The following is a 17,599-nucleotide window of genomic DNA, read 5'->3' as shown; positions in this document are numbered from 1 at the left end:
CTCCTTATTGAAATAATGCAGCTAGTAAGTTTATAAACCAATGCGCTGCAATAGAATAATGCAATCCAAAACGCATAGTCACAAGTCCTAGTATAAAACCAATTGGACTCCGAATCAATAAATTATCTATAATGTCATAATTCAAATGTAGTAAAATTCCAAATAGTAAAGAGCATATTAGTAATGTCTGAGGTTTAGAAAAATTATTTCGCAAAATACGATATAAACAATAGCGAAACAGGAACTCTTCACAACTAGCAATAACCATTTGATACCAAAATTCTTCGCCTTTAATAAAAAATAGATTTATAAGAAATAGTAAGGCTGTTAAAAAAATAAATTTATACCACGAAAATTTAATCTCACAACTAGTATACAAATTATATTTTTGGGCTATATAATTTGGGAGTATGATAAAACAAGCTGGCATTAAAACAACTAAAAGATAGAAATAAACACTGACTAGTTGTTCTTTCTCTACAAAAACTAAGCCAGTCATAGCAATACTATATAAAACAATAGATAACATCAAAATTCCTAAAGCTACTATCGCAGTAGATAATTTTGTCGTTTTATCATTCATTCTCTAAAACTCCATTTTTTTAAATTTTTTATACGATAAAATATAGAAAACTGTAATATAGACCATGCTCAACAAACACATAGCAGCTAAACTTGTAAAAGCACTTGCATTTGATAGCGATATATACGCATTGGGAAATAGATAACCCATCCATCCCATCTTAGAAGAAAGTATTGAAGCTAAAACAAAGAAAATTGAGATAACTATTGTTACTGCTCTATTCGTTTTTAGCGAGCTATAAGACATAATTAAAATAGATACTAAATTAGAAAAGAATATACTGAAAATGCTTAAGATTTCTCTACTTAACAAGTCATCACCTGAGAATAGCATATTTGATTTATTTAAAAATAAAAAGAAAATTATCAATGATGTACATAAAGTAACCAAGGTATATAGGCAGTATAAAACCATTAAAGAAAATAATTTAGCTTGAAAAATTCTATTTTTCGGTAAATCTTTGTATAGAAACATTATTCCAGAATTAAATTCATCTCGAAAAGTAGAATAAATCATATAAGAAAAAATTAATGTTGGTAAAACAAGTTTAAATTGTGATTGAAATACAATGCTAACAAAAAAACTAAAACTTGCATTATCTCCTGCTACGTAAAAAACTTCCATATCTGGACTATTTGTCAGTAGAGGAACTACTAATGGAAGTAGAGAAAAAGCAAATAAAAATTTTGTTTCTGATCTTAACCATATTGTCCTAAAAATTGTAAATAAATTTATGCTCATTTTATTATCTCCTTTAGTTATCAATCAGAAGAGACTTTATAATCTCCTCTGATTGATAACTAATCTAATTAGACTAGTTATTCTATTTATTAAATTGTCACGCGACGATTGACCTTGTAGCTAATGCTAACAATACCGAAATTCCATGTATGACGTTTGAACAACTTTTTAAATACTTTCATAATTTCCTCCTTTATCTTGATACAAATAGTTTAGCTTATTTCAGATATCTATATTAAATCTTGCTCTGACATGTTCATTTTTTCTGCTGAAATGCTTAGAATAGAAAATTTGCTTTCAGTCAAAATTAGATTGTCACACGACGATTAACTTTGTAGCTAATGCTAACAATACCGAAATTCCATGTATGACGTTTAAATAACTTTTTAAATGCTTTCATAACTTCCTCCTTTATCTTGATACAAATAGTTTAGCTTATTTCAGATATCTATATTAAAAATTTCTCTGAAATGTTCATTTTTTCTGCTGAAATGCTTAGAATAGAAAATCTGATTCCAGTCAAAATTAGATTGTCACACGACGATTGACCTTGTAGCTAATGCTAACAATACCGAAATTCCATGTATGACGTTTAAATAACTTTTTAAATGCTTTCATAACTTCCTCCTTTATCTTGATACAAATAGTTTAGCTTATTTCAGATGTCTATATTAAAAATTTCTCTGAAATGTTCATTTTTTCTGCTGAAATGCTTAGAATAGAAAATTTGCTTTCAGTTAAGAATTGCTTTAAATTCTCTAATTGATTTGTTCACATCCTATTTTAATCTACTAGAATTTCAGTCACTAAGTCTATTCTATTCATCTATAGATATTTATATAAACTTAAAAGCCCGATGTTTCCATCAGGCTTCTTTTTTATCCATGTACACGTTTCATATAGTCTTGATAACTTTCGGTATCCATGAGTTTTTTAGCGTTTTTCACACGGTCTGCTGTTGGAGGTTTAACCCCTTCGAGTGAATAAGGAATTCCCAATTCACGCCATTTGAACTCACCCATGGTGTGATAAGGTAGAATTTCAAACTTATCCACATTTTTAAGGGTCTTGACGAACTTCCCAAGTTCAATCAAGTCATCATCTCTATCTGTTAATCCCGGAACTAGCACGTGGCGAATCCAGACAGGCTTTCCAATATCTGATAGATACTGGGCACAGGCCAAGATATTTTTATTGGTTTGGCTAGTAACAATCTTGTGCTGTTCTTCGTTGATTTCCTTGATATCCAAGAGAACCAAGTCAGTGACAGCCATGAGTTTGTCAAACTTCTCAAGGTAACGTGGCTTGTTACGGAAAGGAAGGGCACAGGTATCCAAGGTACAGTGGATACCTTGTTCCTTAGCCTTAGTGAAGAGGGCAATTAGGAAATCAATCTGCAAGAGGGCTTCTCCTCCACTGACTGTAATCCCACCCTTATTCCCCCAGAAACCGCGATAACGCAAGGCCTCTGTCAAGACATCATCTACCGTCCGTTCACGTGACTTATTGGACTCCATAGCCCAAGTATCCGGGTTGTGGCAATACTGGCAACGCATGTGACAGCCCTGCAAAAAGACAATAAAGCGAATACCAGGGCCATCCACCGCCCCAAAACTTTCTGTCGAATGCACCATTCCTGTCACTTGTCCATAATCAATTGTTTCTTCAGACATATCGTTACCTTCCTTGAAAACGTTTTATAGTTTTATTATATCACGACTTGAAGGAAAAACAAGATTTTTGCCTATTTTTTAGAAAGCAATCTGTTTTTCAATTTCATTTTCAATTACTTATCATTTTATTCTTCAAAATCAAAGCCATACAAGGTTGCAAAGTAGTCCTCAGGGCGCTCTGCACGGCGGATTTGACGGGCTTTACCTTCTTCGGTATAGAGGATTTCCGCAGAACGAAGTTTGGCATTGTACTGGTAACCCATTGAAAAACCGTGGGCACCTGTATCATGAATGACCAGCAAATCACCGATTTCTGTATGAGGCAGTTCGCGATTGACTGCAAATTTATCATTGTTTTCACAGAGTGAACCAACCACATCTGCCACTTCAGCTGGTCCATCTGGATGGGTCACGTTAGTAATATGATGGTAGGCTCCGTACATAGCTGGACGCATGAGGTTGACTGCTGATGCATCCACACCGAGATAGGTACGGTAGGTTTCCTTCTTATGAGTCACTCTTGTAACCAAAGCACCATGAGGTGCCAACATAAAACGACCCAATTCGGTAAAAATCTTGACCTGACCAAGACCTGCTGGCGTAAGAACCTCTTCATAAACCTTACGAACCCCCTCACCAATCAAGGCGATATCGTTTGGCTCCTGGTCTGGACGATAGTTGACACCAATACCGCCAGAGAGATTGATAAAGTCTAGTGAAATACCCAACTTTTCCTTGATTTCAACAGCCAATTCAAAAAGCTGACGCGCCAACTCTGGATAATAGAGATGGGTGACGGTATTGGATGCTAGAAAGGAGTGAATCCCAAAAGTCTTAGCTCCTTTTTGCTTCAAGATAGCAAAAGCTTCAAAGAGCTGGTCCTTGGTCATGCCAAACTTGGCTTCTCCAGGATTGTCCATAATGTCTGTTCCTAGCTCAAAAACGCCGCCAGGATTGTAACGACAAGAGATGATTTCTGGAATGCCTGCTGCTCTCTCCAGATGCTCAATATCTTCAAAGGCATCCAAGTTAATGGTCGCACCTAATTCACGCGCATAGGCGTATTCCTTGTCTGGCGTGTTGTTTGAAGAGAACATCATCTCAGAACCAGGGAAATCCAGTTTATGACTCATCAGAAGCTCCACATAACTAGAGCAGTCCACACCACAGCCTTCCTCTTGGAGAATTTTCAAAATAGCTGGGGTTGGAGTAGCCTTAACTGCAAAATATTCCTTAAAGCCCTTGTTCCACGAAAAGGCTTGGTTGACGGCCCTTGCCTTCTCACGAATCCCCTTCTCATCATATAAGTGAAAGGGAGTTGGGAACTCGGCAACAATCTTTTCTAAGTCTTCTTTATTGATAAATGGTGTTTTCATAAGTTTCCTTCTATTCTATTTGCAAAGAAAGGCTGGGACAATCGTTCCAACCTTTAGTTCTATCTCTTATTTATCTTCGTCAAAGATATTGCCAACCTCAACATCGATGGCTTGGTTCTTGACATCAATATTGGTTACCTTCAAGAGTGACTTGTAGTCAAACTGCTTTTCACGCTCTTCTTGGGCATTGTCCGCAAAGACCGCTACACCTGCCAATTCTGAATCGAACTCGCGCAAGAGACTAATCATCCCGTTAACAGTTCCGCCACCTTTCAAGAAGTCATCCACAATCAAGACACGGCTGCCTGCCTTGAGACTGCGTTTTGAAAGGAACATTTTCTCGATACGGTCACCACTTGAACCTGATACATAGTTGACGCTGACAGTTGAACCTTCGGTAATTTTCAGGTCACGGCGCACAATAACAAAAGGAACATTGAGGACATTGGCAACTGCATTTGCAAGTGGAACACCCTTAGTCGCTACGGTCATAACCGCGTCAATCTTTTGGTCCATAAAGCTCTTGGCAATAATACGACCAATATTTTTCAAGATGGCTGGGGTGCTAAGCAAATCAGACAGATAGATATAACCACCTGGCAAAATACGGTCACTTTCTGACAACTTGGCACGCAAGTCTTCAACCATTTCCTTAGCATCCTGACTCGAAATAGACGGTGTAAAGATAACACCTCCACCAGCCCCAGTTACTGTCTGGATATGACCTATTTCAATTTCCTCAAAGGCGCGTTTGATAATCACGATATCTTCTGATATGGATGATTTAGCAGATTCATACTTTTCAGCAAAAGTATTGAGACTAGTTAGTTTATAAGGATTATTAATCAAATAGTTGGAAATGACAACCATCCGATCACTTCTTCTTAATTTCATTTCTATTTCCTATTCCATTTTTATTCAAAAAATCAAAAAGCAAACTAGAAAGCTGGTCGCTGGTGGTTCAAAACACTGTTTTGAGATTGTCGATAGAACTGACAAAGTCTGTAGTATATCTACATATATACATACGACAAGGCGATGCTACCCTAGTTTGAAGAGATTTTCGAAGAGTATTCATTTTTGTCTTTTACTTATTATACCATATTCACATAAAAAAACGAACATTCTTATCCTAAAAAATGCTCATTTTTCTTAAATTATTAATCTAAATCTGGTTTATAGAAGGAACGATTGTCCATTGCGAAGATTTTATTGGTCATCTCTCCTTTATCCACCAAAGCAAGAGCTGTTGACATCATCATCATGCTTGCATCCAGATTATCAATCATATGGATAATCTCTGCTTCCATAATGCGTGGACGGACTGGACTTCCATACTCAAGTAAGCCGTGGTGACTAAGGATGACGTGACGAAGCAGAACGACTTCTTCCTTGGTATCATCAATGCCAAGTTCCATCACTGTCTTGGTAATTTCACTATCAATCAGAGCAATATGCCCAAGGAGATTGCCTCTGACCGTGTACTCGGTCTGGTCTGGTCCCGTCAACTCGATGACCTTAGCCAAGTCATGCAGCATAATCCCCGCATAGAGCAGACTCTTATTGAGCTGAGGATAGATCTCGCTAATGGCATCTGCCAAACGTACCATGGTCGCCGTATGATAGGCCAATCCCGTTTCAAAGGCATGGTGGTTGGTCTTGGCAGCTGGATAGGAGTAAAATTCCTTATCATACTTGGTGTAGAGCTTTCGTACAATCCGTTGCCAAACAGGATTTTCAATTTTGAAAATCATTTGTGACATATAGTCACGGATTTCCTTGACATCAACTGGCGACTTGACCTTGAAATCAGCTGGATCATTGGGTTCTCCAGGTTGAGGCAGGCGAAGGGTGATTTGATTGACCTGTGGAGTGTTGTTATAAACTTCTCGGCGCCCTTTCATGTGAACAACCTTACCTGCTGTAAAGGCCTCAACGTTATGAGGTTGGGCATCCCAGAGTTTTCCTTCAATCTCGCCACTATCATCTTGGAAGGTAAAGGCTAGGTAGTTTTTCCCAGCGCGAGTTTGCCTCAGGTCAGCTGACTTGATTAGGTAAAAGCCTTCAAACAGCTCATCTTTTTTCATGTGACTAATCTTCATATTCTTCCTCATCTTCTTGGAAATGGAGTAGATCAAGCGCAGGCTCACCTTCTGATAACTCAATGTGACGGAGCGTCCGCTCGATAGCTGTAGTACGACGGTTTAATAATTCATCAATATTGCCAGAGGCATGTTGGAGGTGTTTTTGTGCCTTTACCAGAATGCCACCGAACTTGCCAAACTCGGTCTTGACAGTGGCAAGAGTCTTGCTGATATGGTCGGCACTCTTTTGGATATTGAGAGTCTTGAAGCCAACCGATAGGGAATTGAGCAGAGCTGACAGGGTACTTGGACCTGCGACAATAATCTGCTCCTCCCGCCTCAAATCATCAAAGAAGACCGGATTGCGGACGATTTCTGAGTAGAGACCTTCTGTCGGAACAAACAAGACTCCAAAATTGGTCGTCCGAGGTGGTGCTATGTACTTGCTCTTGATATCCTTGGCAAAGCGTTTGACGCTGGCTAGGAGCGACTTACGACAGCGTTCGATCTCGTCCTTGTCACCTGTTTCATAGGCTTCTTCTAGACGGTAATAATCTGCTAGTGGAAACTTGGAGTCAATTGGTAGATAGACGTACTCTTGGTCGCCTTGTCCAGGTAACTTGATGGCATACTCCACTCGTTCACTAGAGTTTTCAACCGTTGCGTATTCTCGTTCATACTGGGCTGGTGTCATGATATCTTCGATAATTTGCCCCAGTTGCAATTCACCCAGAATCCCTCGTGTCTTAGTTCCAGAGAGAACCTTATTGAGAGCTCCGACATCGCGGGCAACAGTCTGCATTTCTCCAAGGCCACGATTGACCGACTCCAGTTGTTTGGAAACTGTCTCAAAGGAAGCCTGCAAGCGTGTCTGCAAGGTCTTTTCCAACTTTTCCTCGACCGTTTGGCGCATTTGTTCCAAACGTTGCTCATTGGATTCCTGCAAGGCTTGAAGCCGTTGGTCAGTCTTATCCCTGGTTTGGAGGAGATTCTCAGTCATTTCTTGACGTACCTGAGTTAAGCCTTGGTGCAACTCGATTCGCACTTCTTGCAAACGGTCACTGACAGCCACTTCCAAATCTTTTTGATCTAGCTGGCTGGCTTGCCTGGCTTGTTCAAAGCGGTAGTCCAACTGGTCTGACAAGTGATCTGCCTGATCCTCCAAGCTCTTGCTGAGATGTTTTTCCTGCTTATCCTGCCTTTGCCAAATCAGAAAGAGTCCAGCTAGGTTGGCAATCAATAATAGAACAAGTAAACTTTCCATCCTACCTCCTGTCCTTGCTATGTAGCACGACCACATAGCCATCTGGGCAAGTCACCGACACTTCCCTATCTATATATTCGTTAGAAGCGTACACTTTTTTAAAGAAAAAATTTTCCTCTGTCAACTCATACTTGGCACCAAGAATGGTCAGCTGGCTATCCCGAACTGGCATAAAGGCTAGATAGTCATAGTCTGAACGAGGTTCTAGCTGACTGGTCCCTTCTGGACAATAGGCAATCAAGTTTTGCCCATCCTCAATCGCTATCTGGCGCATATAAGGTGCCAACTTGGGATTGCTAGGCAGAAAGACATTGGCCAACATATGATCAATACGACCACCAAGAGCCCCGAAAATAGTGACCTGAGCCTGAGGATTTTGCTCAAAGATGGTTAAAAGAGCCAATTCCAGATCAGTATCATCTTTTTCTGGTCGCGCTTGGACAAAACGCTGAGCATTTTTTTGAATTACCTGTCGCTCTTCTTCAGTGACAGAATCAAAATCCCCAACTGCTAGAGCGAGAGGTAAATTTTCTTCCAAGACCCAGAGCGAGCCTCGATCCACACCGACAAAGCAATCAAAATCCGTCCGGTAGTGACCGCGGTCTCCGCCTGCAAAAACGGCAACTCTAGTCCAGTTGTTTTCTGAGAGTTTGTACTCGCTCATTGACATCTCCCTTAAAGACATAGGAACCTGCTACAAAAACGGTCGCACCGGCTTCTTTAGCCTGAGCAATGGTCTGATTATCGATTCCACCATCGACTTCGACTTCAAAGTTCAAGCCTTTTTCCTCACGAAGGGCAACCAACTCACGAACCTTATCCATGGTTTCAGGTAGAAAAGCTTGGCCTCCAAATCCAGGATTCACCGTCATGACTAAAACTTGGTCAACTAGATGAAGCACGTGCTTAATGGCCTCAACAGGCGTACCAGGGTTAATGACAACCGAAGGTTTGACACCGAGCGAACGAATCTTTTGGAGAGCACCATGAATATGAGGCGTTGCTTCCACATGGATGCTGATGATATCTGCACCTGCACGCGCAAAATCTTCTAAATGATGCTCTGGATTAGCTACCATCAAGTGGCAGTCAAAGACCATCTTGCTATGAGGGCGAAGAGCTTCGACCACACCTGCACCAAAACTGATTTGTGGTACAAAGTGACCATCCATGATATCGATATGGGCATATTCTGCACCAGTTGCTTCTAGACGTTTGATTTCACGTTCAAAGTTGGCATAATCTGCTGCCAGAATTGACGGAGCAATCTTGTATTGAGACATAGGTTTCTCCTTATTTTGGAATTTTTTTGCTGACTTTTTTATAGGTTTCTCTGCGATTTTCAATCTCACTGAGGAATTGCAGGTAGTTGTCAAAACGGAAGGTGGCAATGGCACCCTCTTCTACTGCCGGCTTCACTGCACAGGACGGCTCATGGGTATGGGTACAAGTACGGAACTTACAATCTCGGCTAACAGTAGCAATCTCTGGGAAGGACTGATTGAGGTCTTCAGCCGTTGATACTTCATAATCCAGTGAGGAAAAGCCTGGTGTGTCTGCGATTTTACCCCCATTGAGGTTGTAAAAACTAACAGCTCGAGTGGTATGGCGCCCACGACCCAGACTATCTGAGATTTCTCCTGTCTCAAGATTAAGGTCTGGTGCAATTTTATTGAGAAGGGTTGACTTCCCAACACCTGTCTGCCCCATAAAGACTGTAACCTTGCCTGTTAACAAAGGAAGGAGTCCCTCTTTACTGGTCACAAAGTCATAGCCGATGTCACCATAGATCTGCTGGTAAAAATCCAATTCTGACCGATCTTCCAGCAAATCCATTTTAGAAATATAAATGATAGGATGGATGCCCTTATGCTCCAAAAGAACCAAGAAACGATCCAGCAAATTGCTGTTAAAATCAGGTTCCTTGACAGACATGATCACCACAGCTTGGTCAATATTGACAATAGGCGGACGGACCAGACTGTTTTTCCGTTCATGAATCTTGAGGATATAGCCTTCTGAATTTTCCTCCGCAGAGAAATCTACCCAGTCCCCAACGTAAGGGGTATGGCCTTTTTTACGGAAATTCCCACGCGCGCGTGTTTGATAGACCTGACCATCACTCTCTACATAGTAGAAACCTGCCAAGGCCTTAATAATTTGTCCCTGCATCTTAGAATCCTTGCCCTTTAAGCGCGTCTGCTAGGCTGGCAAACTCTTCCAAACTGAGAGCTTCCCCACGTACACTTGGTGACAAACCTGCTTGGTTCAAAGCCTTGGTCAGCTTGTCCTTGATCTCTTCGGTCTTGCCAAAGTAACCTGTCAAATTGTTCCACAAGGTTTTACGGCGATGAGTGAAACTTGCCTTGGAAATCTTAAAGAAGAAGCTCTCATCTTCCACTTCTACAGCTGGCTCTGGACGGCGCACCATTTTCAAAATAGCAGAGTCCACGTTTGGCGCTGGCACAAAGACCGTACGAGGCACGATAAAGGCAACCTTGGCAGTCATGTAGTACTGAACCGCAATCGACAAACTACCATAAGCCTTGGTATTTGGTTGAGCGGAAATGCGGTCAGCTACCTCTTTTTGCATCATGACGACAAACTCACTAAAAGGAATCCCACTCTCGATTAAGTGCATGAGAATAGGCGTCGTGATGTAATAAGGCAAGTTAGCTACTACCTTGATTGGCAGGTCAGGATTTTTGAAATTCTGGATATGTTGCGCCAAGTCAACCTTGAGAATGTCCTCGTTGACCACGGTCACATTATCAAAATCACGCAAGGTATCTGCCAAAATCGGCACCAAACGATGGTCAATCTCAAAGGCCATGACTTCAGCTGCACGCTCCGCTAGAAACTCTGTCAAGGCACCAATTCCTGGCCCGATTTCTATGACATTAACCTGGTCATCAATCTCAGCCGTATCCACGATTTTTTGAAGAATATTGGTATCCGTCAAGAAATTTTGCCCAAAGGACTTTTTAAAAGTAAAACCGTGACGCTCCAGTACTGCCTTGGTCACGCTATAATCTGCAATTCTCATCTATTCTCTTTTCTATTATCTGTTACTACTATTGTAACACATTCCCCTTGTATTTTGGGGGTGAAAATCATACCAAAAAACTATCTTTCCTCATGAAGAAAGATAGTCTTGGAAATGGACTTATCGGTTCTCTCGAAACATCCGTTCGAAAAAATCAGCTTCTTGATAACTTCGATTTTCGGGTAGGGTCAAATCTACATCCTCCTCCACATCATCCACTGTCAGTTCAACCGTTTGAGGTAAATTTTTCAAACGATAATGCTTTTGCCTTTGACCTTCAATACTAGCAAAATCAAGCAAATAGCCATTCACTCGGATTTGAACTAAAAGAAGATGATTGGTCATATTTTCCATGATGAGGATATCTTCTAAACCACCTCTGGCACTAGGATAATCAGATACCCTGCGAATACGGATTTTTTCACACATGAGCAAGCTCCCTCATATCAATGATTTCATCAGCCTTATTCCAGACTAGGGGATTATGGGTCGCAATGATGATCATTCGATTTTCATCTTTCAAGCCCACCAAGAGATTCATAACCTCCTCTGAATTTTCAGGATCAAGAGCTGCTGTTGGTTCATCTGCCAAAATCAAGGGTGGATTTTTCAAAATAGTCTTCGCAAGGGCAACTCGTTGGGCCTCTCCCCCAGATAAAGTATAAATTTTTTGTTCTAGATCCAAATACCCTAGATTAACTTTTTCTAAAGCCTCCACTTGCCTTTCCAAACGTTCTACTTTTGAAATTTTTTGACCGACAAAGCCCAAATCCAAATTCTCTTTGATTGATTGGTTTTCTAAGAGGCCAAAATTTTGAAAGAGATAGCCCATCTGGTCTCGAAAATATTCACGAGTGGGAATGGTTTTTAAATCTTTCCCCTGATAGAGAACCCTTCCACCATCTATCTTTTCTAGCTTTCCTAAGATATTAAGCAAAGTCGTCTTTCCGCTTCCACTCTTCCCGATTAAGGCATAAACCTTGCCCTTCTTCAGCTTGAGATTTAAACCAGAGAAAATCGCGCGGTCATTAAACTTCTTTTCCAATCCTTGAATATCAATCATCTTATTTTCCTTTCAATACTGCCATGCTACCAGCTTCTTCCTTTTTATCCTGCCTTACTAAAATCAACAGAGCGTTAAGCGTAAACAAAGCTACAACTAGAGCGCTAATCAAGCTATCTCCTGTCAAAACACTAGATAGGATTAGCCCAAGTAAGAGAACTCCTCCTTGCGCCAGTAAATACTTGCCATGAAGCTCATAGATTGTCATACCAGAAAGACGTTTAATCACGATCTCCCGTCTAAACTGCTCAAAATAGAGAAGATTCATGGAATCAAATAACAAAATAGCCGTAGACAGAGTCAAAACAGTCCCAATAAGGAGAGAGTAAAACTCCATCCGTTTGTCATTTAGTACCTTGGCAAAAAATAGCTGGCTTTTTACCAAATAAGAGACCTTGTGATACAGACCTTGCTCTTTTAGAGCTGTGATGCTGTCTTGATATTGATCTAATTTCAAGGCACTATTAGCCGTAGTTCCCCATAACATCCCTGCGACAGGTCTTGTTCCAGTCGCTTGCGGCGTTAAAACTACAATAATCGGATCTTTTAGGTACTGGCGTGTCGTCTTGTACCCATCATTATAGAGGAAGCGTTCCTGTCCTGTTTCTGTAAAAGCTAGCCTTACCTGTGGGAGGTAGTGTTTCTGACTCGTCACTTCTACACTTTCAGATGAAAAGTTTTGCAGGTAATCTGTAAATAATTCTTGATAGTAGGCAGACTGCTCTCGCAAGCTCTCAGGCAAGATCAGCCCAAACTCTCCCTCAGACAAGTTTTGCATCTTATCCATAAACTCTGAAGAAACGGTAATCTTTTCTTCTATCAGATAGCGCGGTGAGACATAGATAACATTCCCTGACGGTGTGTAGTCACTGAGACGATTGCCATCTAGGTCCACTTCTGCTCCATCTGAGAAATTGTCAACATTGCTCATAATATAAAAAGAGTCTGTATTGGCTAACTGTTCTTCAGTAAATGTCTGCCACTCACGATTATCCTTACGCATTCCTTCTTCATCGGCAAATGCACTAGACCAACCAAAGGATAGACGGTAACGGTCTGAGGACTGGCTCCATTTATCACTTGCCTTCTCCATCTCCTGCATTTCACGGTAGTGGGGTAGGAGAGCAGTCGCACTCGATCCGACCACCAGTACGGCTAAGAGTTGCCCCACCATCATCAATGTCAGCATCCGTTTGAGAGGGAGTTTTCCTTTCAAGAGATCTACCAGACTATTTTCCTGTAAACCAAGTAGATACACGACACTTAGTAAGGTAGAAATCCCTGCCAAGGTCAATCCATAAAGTAGAAGAGCAATGATGACCAGTTGCACCGTTGCCATAAATAAGGCACCTTGATACCAGAGAATCCCCAATCCCAAAAGACTGGATACTAGCACCGAGAAGATAAGCTGTCTCACATCTTCTAACACTGGTCTGAGAACCACCCCAAACAAGCTCTCACCAGCGATTAAACGAATCCCTGCCTGACGAAGGGACTTGATCCGATAAATCAGGGTCAGACTCATAAAGGTCAGCAGAAAAATGGCTAGACTCAGTAGCCCCATTGGGGTAGCAGCCAAGAGGACGACCATCGAAAATGCCTCTGTTCTATTCGAGACAACACCATTATAACCAAGTTCTTGCAGGGCGGTCTGTAAGCTCACTCCATCCAAACTCCCTGACACAATCAAGTAAGATCCTAATAAATCACTCGTTTCTGCACTCTCCTTGGAGGAAATGGTCAAACCTTCTGGAAGTTCTCCCTGGCCATAAGTGGCATAGGTAAAGCGTGTTTCTCCAGCTTCATTTGGTTCAACAATCCGTCGGGCGATGAGACTATTTTGCTCTACCGCCAAGTGACTCAAAGCCTCTGTCACCTCTTCGCGACTAGCTACTGGCTGGTCTAGCCCAGTACCCATTACGTCAACAGAGGGATAGTTTCCAAATAAAATCTCTTCTCGATGGTCAACGGAATTTATCACCATATAAAGCGATACCAATACCATTGAAATCAAAATAAATAAGCGTTTCATCATTTCCTCCAAAAAGTTACTTGGTCACTTAGTGAGAAGATGACCAAGTAAAGCATCGTTATCAATTCACCCAGAAATATTTTTTCTTTCTCGTGTGTAATTTTTAATAATCATAATAGAAACTTACTTGCTCGGCCCACGCAGTACGAATCCAAGCTCGTGATGTTCCTCCTGCATTAGCATATCCCTTATCAGATGAACTATTCCATCTGCTGGAAACCGTTGAACTATGGTATTTTGACGGGTGATAGTAGTTTGAGTACGCACCGCCGTTAGCTGAACCATACGTCCAAACGCCACCACCTGGATACTTAACCGCGGCCGATACTACTGCTACACTTCCACCTAATGTTGCTGCAATGCTCGCTACAAGGGCTAATTTTTTAACTGTTTGTTTCATATTGATACTCCTCTATTTTTTATTTTATCATAAATATTTATTATATATTGTCCATTTTCTATTCAAGTAAAACTAAGTCATGGATCATAGACCTTTTCAAAGCAACACCTCATTACATTCTCCTTTCTATCCGTGCCACCAATCTCCAAAACTAAAATTTGTTAAAAACATGATGAAACCAAACATAGCATTCCTCCTTATTTCTATGTCATCTATTATAAAACTTATATCAATAAACTCCAAGGACATCAATGTCCTTAAAATCTAACTCTTTCATATTATTTTTGGCTTATATCTAAAAAAACAGTCCTAAAGACGAACTTTAGAACTGTTTTGATACAAGAACAAGGACATTTTTGTCATTGCTTCACTATGTTTATAAATATTTTTTTACATCCTCTTGCCATTCCTCTGTCAATTTCTTTACTAGAAATTCATCTCCAATTAGCTGCGCAAATGTTTTAGAAGACTGATAAAATGATTCAGCTAAACTAAAATCTCTTTCTTCTCTTAATGCTTGCTTCCACAAAAACATAAATACAAGAGGTTTCTTTTGATAATCTTGAGTTTTATCCATAATTTCTTGTAAACACGATAGATAATCATTAAAACAATCAGTTACTCCTACCTTTTCAAGACAACACATTCCTGAAATAAGAGTATCTCTAATTATAAAGTAATTCTCTATTTGAGTTATCTTCTTCTGTCCCAAAAGCAAGAACATTAGCTTTTCGATTTGATTTATAAATTTGGCAAGATCTTTTCTAATGAGCATTTGATAAAAAAACAAACGAACCAACAACATATCATTTATTGAATAAGCTTCTTTTTCTATAATCTGAGGAATATGTTCCTCAAGTATTAACTCTGCATATTCAGGCCTTCTAGTTCTAGAAGTATCCAAACACGCCTGCAATACTTCACATGCTAATTGTTCCTCTTTAGGAAGATTATCAAAGTATGTTTTATAAATCTCTTCCAAACACGCTTCTTTCTTATCATACTCCTCTTCTTTACCATAGATTGGTTCACGTAAAATCTGGTATTTCAATTCTAAATAAGCAGAAGGAAGAGCTGAAAAATCTGGCATAAGGCTATAAGCTGGAACTCCTAGCCGGCGAGCAATATAGTCTAACTTGGGCAAACTCGGTTGCGAAGCTCCACTTTCAATTCGCGATAGTTGACGAACCGTCAGTTCTTGCTCATCTCCACAAAAATCTGGACGACTAATTCCTTTTTCTATCCGAATCTCTTTAATTTTTTGACCAATTAACATCAGACACCTCCTCTTCTACCTGCTTCGAAAAATACTGTGAAACTTAAAAAATTGTAACAGCTACATCTTTCCTACTCATAAGATTTCATAGCTTCTTCCACATCTGCCAAGGTGACCCCAAATAACTCTAGGCGTTTGAGGAGTTGCTTGCCGTTGGAATAGCCGATTCGGAGAGCCTCTCCTAGATATTCTCTGCGCTTACGGCTGTCTGCCCCTGCTAGAAAACCAAGGCGAATCAAGTCGCTACGACTGATGTCAAACTCATTCTCGTTTTCAAATTGTTCTGTCACCTGAGCTAGAGCTATTTTCAAATCTTCATAGCCAGCATGCTCGATTCCCAGAGAACGCCCCTTGGTTTTGGACTTGGGAACAGCTTCATCTCGTTTGAGGAAGGCATGCTGAACTGTTGGAATAGCCGTCATAATCATGCGCCGAATCCGCTCCCCATTAAAATCTGGGTCTGTAAATACAATGACTCCATGAAGCTCATGTAGACGCTGGATACGCGCAATATCTTGCTCATTGATGGCAGAACCTCGGGTCTCATAGGTTTCTACATCGAAATAACGTTTGAGATTGGCCGTATCATCGCGACCTTCGACCACGATAACTTGGGAAATTTTCATTTTTTCCATATTACTAGTTTTTCCCCTGAAATTTAGACAACTTGATTCGTAAACAAATGGTATAGGTCACTATCCATAAAACAAGTAAATACACAATATTCACAATAATTTTTGTTTCATTTTTGTATGCCAACATATATGGTGCTAAATTACTTGCTAAATTTTTAATATAACTTTCAAAATAATTGAGGAACCCCAATATATCAAGTAAGTTTAGTACGCTAATAATATTTTTGATTGCATCCCAAAATTTTAGTAAGGTGTTCAGAGGAAGATACCAAAGAAAAATATAAAGCATAGTTATTGGGTATTTCTTCAATATTTTAAAAAATTCGCTTGACTGGAATTTAAAGAAAAAAGCATCACTACCACATAAATCACTGCATTCTTTATAACCAAATAAAAACTCTCTTACAGTTAATATATCATCACATCTATATATATACCAAAAAATACTAATCCATATCAGCGTAATAACAGTAGATATTGGCTTTATTAAATTTCCAATAATACACGATATGAAACACAATATAAGTCCCAAATATAAATTAACTTTAAAAGTCGTATTAATTTTTAACCAATTAAATAATTTATCCAACTCCAAAAACCCTTTCTGCATTTGCAGTCGTTGCTGCCGCTAGCTCTTCTGTCGTCATACCACGCAAGTCTGCGATAAAGTCCACTACATAGCGAGTGTAGGCTGTTTTATTTTCACGACCACGCTTGGGTACAGGTGCTAAGTAAGGCGCATCTGTTTCCACCAAAATCTTGTCCAAAGGAAGTTCTCTAGCAACTTCTTGGATATCAGTGGCCTTCTTGAAAGTCACCACTCCTGAGAAGGAAATGGTCATGCCAAGCGCGACAAACTTCTCTGCCCATTCAAGAGTTCCTGAGAAAGAATGCATAATGCCACCTCGAGGGCCAACACCCTCGCTCTTGATAATCTCATAGGTATCTTCCAGCGCATCACGGGTATGGACAACAAAAGGCAAATTCAAGTCCTTAGATAGCTGAATCTGACGGCGAAAAACCTTCTCCTGCACCTCTTTTGGCGCTGTCATCCAATGATAGTCTAAGCCAATCTCGCCTAAAGCCACAACCTTGGGATGTTTGAGCTTGTCAAGCAAGTAAGCTTCAATCTCCTCTGTGTAAGTCCCAGCTTCTGTCGGATGCCAACCAATAGTTGCGTAAAGTTGGTCATACTCATCCACCAACTCCAAAGCACGCTCAATCGTCGGTTCATCAAAACCAACAATATTCATCTGTGTCACACCCATCTCAGCAGCCAAGGCAATTTCTTCTGCCTCACGACCAGCAAATTCTTCTACATTCAAGTGTGTATGTGTATCAAAAATCATCTCTTCTAACCTCGTTTTCTATCTACTATTATACCAAAAAACCGCTCTATCTCCTCATCTGCAAAAAATATTCTAAA

General features: G+C 40.3%; 19 protein-coding genes. All 19 read right to left on the bottom strand.

The annotated features are described in order from the left end of the window. Positions 1-4: 4 nt before the first annotated feature. Entirely contained in the window at positions 5-583 is a 579-nt protein-coding gene (locus QS39_RS11265) for a CPBP family intramembrane glutamic endopeptidase (protein ID WP_257617685.1), read from the bottom strand. 3 nt (positions 584-586) lie between these two features. Further along, positions 587-1,324 carry a hypothetical protein gene (locus QS39_RS03715; RefSeq protein WP_077804663.1) on the bottom strand — a complete coding sequence of 246 codons (738 nt, stop codon included), beginning with the start codon at positions 1,322-1,324 and terminating at the stop codon, positions 587-589. Between the two features lie 878 nt (positions 1,325-2,202). Continuing rightward, a complete protein-coding gene (gene pflA, locus QS39_RS03710) occupies positions 2,203-2,997 on the bottom strand; it encodes a pyruvate formate-lyase-activating protein (protein WP_004255837.1) in 795 nt (264 codons plus the stop codon). Positions 2,998-3,122: 125 nt separating this feature from the next. Next, positions 3,123-4,373, bottom strand: a complete 1,251-nt coding sequence (locus tag QS39_RS03705; RefSeq protein ID WP_077804662.1) for a diaminopimelate decarboxylase — start codon at positions 4,371-4,373, stop codon at positions 3,123-3,125. A 66-nt stretch (positions 4,374-4,439) separates the two neighbouring features. Further along, positions 4,440-5,267: a pur operon repressor gene (purR, locus tag QS39_RS03700; RefSeq protein WP_023943469.1), complete on the bottom strand. Its 828-nt coding sequence runs from the start codon at positions 5,265-5,267 to the stop codon at positions 4,440-4,442. A gap of 266 nt (positions 5,268-5,533) precedes the next feature. Next, positions 5,534-6,475, bottom strand: a complete 942-nt coding sequence (locus QS39_RS03695) for a 3'-5' exoribonuclease YhaM family protein (RefSeq protein WP_000703197.1) — start codon at positions 6,473-6,475, stop codon at positions 5,534-5,536. Then, complete coding sequence (locus tag QS39_RS03690) at positions 6,465-7,721, bottom strand: DNA recombination protein RmuC (protein WP_180374998.1); 1,257 nt, start codon at positions 7,719-7,721, stop codon at positions 6,465-6,467. The genes QS39_RS03695 and QS39_RS03690 overlap by 11 nt, the downstream gene beginning before the upstream one ends. Position 7,722: 1 nt before the next feature. Then, positions 7,723-8,385, bottom strand: coding sequence for a thiamine diphosphokinase (locus tag QS39_RS03685; RefSeq protein ID WP_077804660.1), 663 nt, complete (start codon positions 8,383-8,385; stop codon positions 7,723-7,725). Further along, complete coding sequence (rpe, locus tag QS39_RS03680; protein ID WP_077804659.1) at positions 8,348-9,004, bottom strand: ribulose-phosphate 3-epimerase; 657 nt, start codon at positions 9,002-9,004, stop codon at positions 8,348-8,350. The genes QS39_RS03685 and rpe overlap by 38 nt, the downstream gene beginning before the upstream one ends. A 10-nt stretch (positions 9,005-9,014) precedes the next feature. Continuing rightward, positions 9,015-9,893 (bottom strand): ribosome small subunit-dependent GTPase A, encoded by an 879-nt coding sequence (gene rsgA, locus QS39_RS03675; protein ID WP_060806075.1) that lies wholly within the window; start codon positions 9,891-9,893, stop codon positions 9,015-9,017. A 1-nt stretch (position 9,894) separates the two neighbouring features. Further along, the gene (rsmA, locus tag QS39_RS03670; protein WP_060806074.1) at positions 9,895-10,767 is read right to left on the bottom strand and encodes a 16S rRNA (adenine(1518)-N(6)/adenine(1519)-N(6))-dimethyltransferase RsmA; all 873 of its coding nucleotides are present in this window, start codon (positions 10,765-10,767) and stop codon (positions 9,895-9,897) included. Between the two features lie 120 nt (positions 10,768-10,887). Beyond that, the gene (locus QS39_RS03665; RefSeq protein ID WP_000333264.1) at positions 10,888-11,196 is read right to left on the bottom strand and encodes a hypothetical protein; all 309 of its coding nucleotides are present in this window, start codon (positions 11,194-11,196) and stop codon (positions 10,888-10,890) included. Further along, positions 11,189-11,830: an ABC transporter ATP-binding protein gene (locus tag QS39_RS03660; protein WP_055356882.1), complete on the bottom strand. Its 642-nt coding sequence runs from the start codon at positions 11,828-11,830 to the stop codon at positions 11,189-11,191. Before QS39_RS03660 ends, QS39_RS03665 begins: the two co-directional genes overlap by 8 nt. Before the next feature lies 1 nt (position 11,831). Then, positions 11,832-13,862, bottom strand: coding sequence for a bacteriocin-associated integral membrane family protein (locus QS39_RS03655; RefSeq protein WP_180374997.1), 2,031 nt, complete (start codon positions 13,860-13,862; stop codon positions 11,832-11,834). A 103-nt stretch (positions 13,863-13,965) separates the two neighbouring features. Beyond that, entirely contained in the window at positions 13,966-14,262 is a 297-nt protein-coding gene (locus QS39_RS03650) for a lactococcin 972 family bacteriocin (protein WP_061866245.1), read from the bottom strand. Positions 14,263-14,638: 376 nt separating this feature from the next. Beyond that, positions 14,639-15,538, bottom strand: coding sequence for a helix-turn-helix transcriptional regulator (locus QS39_RS03645; RefSeq protein ID WP_077804656.1), 900 nt, complete (start codon positions 15,536-15,538; stop codon positions 14,639-14,641). A gap of 71 nt (positions 15,539-15,609) precedes the next feature. Beyond that, the gene (gene rnmV, locus QS39_RS03640; RefSeq protein ID WP_077804655.1) at positions 15,610-16,173 is read right to left on the bottom strand and encodes a ribonuclease M5; all 564 of its coding nucleotides are present in this window, start codon (positions 16,171-16,173) and stop codon (positions 15,610-15,612) included. A gap of 4 nt (positions 16,174-16,177) precedes the next feature. Further along, positions 16,178-16,762, bottom strand: a complete 585-nt coding sequence (locus tag QS39_RS11155; RefSeq protein ID WP_257617684.1) for a hypothetical protein — start codon at positions 16,760-16,762, stop codon at positions 16,178-16,180. Then, positions 16,755-17,522: a TatD family hydrolase gene (locus QS39_RS03630; RefSeq protein WP_077804653.1), complete on the bottom strand. Its 768-nt coding sequence runs from the start codon at positions 17,520-17,522 to the stop codon at positions 16,755-16,757. Before QS39_RS03630 ends, QS39_RS11155 begins: the two co-directional genes overlap by 8 nt. Between the last annotated feature and the right edge of the window lie 77 nt (positions 17,523-17,599).

This window comes from Streptococcus mitis (assembly GCF_002005545.1).
GTDB lineage: Bacteria > Bacillota > Bacilli > Lactobacillales > Streptococcaceae > Streptococcus > Streptococcus mitis_I.
The sequence above is the reverse complement of the archived record's forward strand: the minus strand, read 5'-3'. Positions and strand labels throughout refer to the sequence as shown.

Bases quoted from the DNA above. Each gene is read 5' to 3' on its own strand.
- QS39_RS11265 (WP_257617685.1), bottom strand. From the start codon at position 583: ATGAATGATAAAACGACAAAATTATCTACTGCGATAGTAGCTTTAGGA.
- QS39_RS03715 (WP_077804663.1), bottom strand. From the start codon at position 1,324: ATGAGCATAAATTTATTTACAATTTTTAGGACAATATGGTTAAGATCA.
- pflA (WP_004255837.1), bottom strand. From the start codon at position 2,997: ATGTCTGAAGAAACAATTGATTATGGACAAGTGACAGGAATGGTGCAT.
- QS39_RS03705 (WP_077804662.1), bottom strand. From the start codon at position 4,373: ATGAAAACACCATTTATCAATAAAGAAGACTTAGAAAAGATTGTTGCC.
- purR (WP_023943469.1), bottom strand. From the start codon at position 5,267: ATGAAATTAAGAAGAAGTGATCGGATGGTTGTCATTTCCAACTATTTG.
- QS39_RS03695 (WP_000703197.1), bottom strand. From the start codon at position 6,475: ATGAAGATTAGTCACATGAAAAAAGATGAGCTGTTTGAAGGCTTTTAC.
- QS39_RS03690 (WP_180374998.1), bottom strand. From the start codon at position 7,721: ATGGAAAGTTTACTTGTTCTATTATTGATTGCCAACCTAGCTGGACTC.
- QS39_RS03685 (WP_077804660.1), bottom strand. From the start codon at position 8,385: ATGAGCGAGTACAAACTCTCAGAAAACAACTGGACTAGAGTTGCCGTT.
- rpe (WP_077804659.1), bottom strand. From the start codon at position 9,004: ATGTCTCAATACAAGATTGCTCCGTCAATTCTGGCAGCAGATTATGCC.
- rsgA (WP_060806075.1), bottom strand. From the start codon at position 9,893: ATGCAGGGACAAATTATTAAGGCCTTGGCAGGTTTCTACTATGTAGAG.
- rsmA (WP_060806074.1), bottom strand. From the start codon at position 10,767: ATGAGAATTGCAGATTATAGCGTGACCAAGGCAGTACTGGAGCGTCAC.
- QS39_RS03665 (WP_000333264.1), bottom strand. From the start codon at position 11,196: ATGTGTGAAAAAATCCGTATTCGCAGGGTATCTGATTATCCTAGTGCC.
- QS39_RS03660 (WP_055356882.1), bottom strand. From the start codon at position 11,830: ATGATTGATATTCAAGGATTGGAAAAGAAGTTTAATGACCGCGCGATT.
- QS39_RS03655 (WP_180374997.1), bottom strand. From the start codon at position 13,862: ATGAAACGCTTATTTATTTTGATTTCAATGGTATTGGTATCGCTTTAT.
- QS39_RS03650 (WP_061866245.1), bottom strand. From the start codon at position 14,262: ATGAAACAAACAGTTAAAAAATTAGCCCTTGTAGCGAGCATTGCAGCA.
- QS39_RS03645 (WP_077804656.1), bottom strand. From the start codon at position 15,538: ATGTTAATTGGTCAAAAAATTAAAGAGATTCGGATAGAAAAAGGAATT.
- rnmV (WP_077804655.1), bottom strand. From the start codon at position 16,173: ATGGAAAAAATGAAAATTTCCCAAGTTATCGTGGTCGAAGGTCGCGAT.
- QS39_RS03630 (WP_077804653.1), bottom strand. From the start codon at position 17,522: ATGATTTTTGATACACATACACACTTGAATGTAGAAGAATTTGCTGGT.